At 66.7% G+C, this 1,004-nt stretch carries 1 protein-coding gene and 1 pseudogene; both read left to right on the top strand.

Annotated elements, in window-relative coordinates; translation table 11 throughout:
* A pseudogene (locus tag BZY54_RS48610) lies at positions 1 to 302 on the top strand (potassium-transporting ATPase subunit B); the annotation flags it as partial.
* Positions 303 to 307: 5 nt separating this feature from the next.
* Complete coding sequence (locus tag BZY54_RS48605; RefSeq protein ID WP_086731595.1) at positions 308 to 976, top strand: potassium-transporting ATPase subunit C; 669 nt, start codon at positions 308 to 310, stop codon at positions 974 to 976.
* The last annotated feature ends 28 nt before the right edge of the window (positions 977 to 1,004 follow it).

Genomic DNA, 1,004 nt, shown 5'->3' with positions numbered 1-1,004 from the left:
TCGCGAAGTACTTCGCGATCATCCCGGCGCTGTTCGCCGCGGTCTACCCGGGTCTGGACAAGCTCAACATCATGCACCTGGCCTCGCCCGACTCCGCGATCCTGTCCGCGGTGATCTTCAACGCGCTGATCATCATCGCGCTGGTGCCGCTGTCCCTGAGGGGCGTGCGGTACAAGCCGGTCAGCGCCGACAGGATGCTCCGCCGGAACCTCGGGATCTACGGCATCGGCGGCCTGGTCGCCCCCTTCATCGGCATCAAGATCATCGACCTGCTCATCTCCCTCATCCCCGGAATTGGCTGATCGCCATGAACAACTCCGTAACGAACACCGCCCGGTTGCTCGGCGCGGGTCTGCGGGCCCTCCTCGTGCTGACCCTGGTGACCGGCGTCATCTACCCGCTGGTCCTCACCGGCATCGCCCAGGGGCTGTTCCACGACCAGGCGAACGGTTCCGAGATCAAGGCCAACGGCCACGTCGCCGGCTCCTCCCTCATCGGGCAGCCGTACAACCTGCCGTTGAAGAAGGGGCAGCAGACCCCCGACGCCGACCTGAAGTGGTTCCAGGGCCGCCCGGCGCACGGCCTCGGCTCCAACAGCGTCAACACGCAGTACAAGCTGCTGCTGTCCGGCGCGACCAACCTGGCCGCGGACAACAAGGACCTGATCGAACGGGTCCAGGACGCCAAGGCCGCGGTGGTCAAGGACAACTCGGTGCCCGGTTACACGGTCAGGCTTTCGGACGTCCCCGCGGACGCGGTGACCTCCTCCGGCTCCGGGCTGGACCCGGACATCTCCCCGGCCTACGCCGAACTCCAGGTCCACCGCGTCGCAGCGAAGAACGGCCTGTCCCCGGCACAGGTCGAGAAGCTGGTCAAGGACAACACCACCGGCCGCACCCTCGGCTTTATGGGCGAGCCCCGCACGAACGTCCTCGAACTCAACATCGCGCTCAAGGACCTCATGGCGAAGCACTGACCGCCCTGAGCGACCCGCACGGGAGCCG

The sequence above is a fragment of the Streptomyces carpinensis genome (assembly GCF_002154505.1).
Taxonomy (GTDB): domain Bacteria; phylum Actinomycetota; class Actinomycetes; order Streptomycetales; family Streptomycetaceae; genus Streptomyces; species Streptomyces carpinensis.
This window is presented reverse-complemented; position numbering and strand designations above follow the sequence as displayed.

Excerpts from the sequence above, each read along its gene's own strand:
- BZY54_RS48605 (WP_086731595.1), top strand. The coding sequence starts at position 308 with ATGAACAACTCCGTAACGAACACCGCCCGGTTGCTCGGCGCGGGTCTG.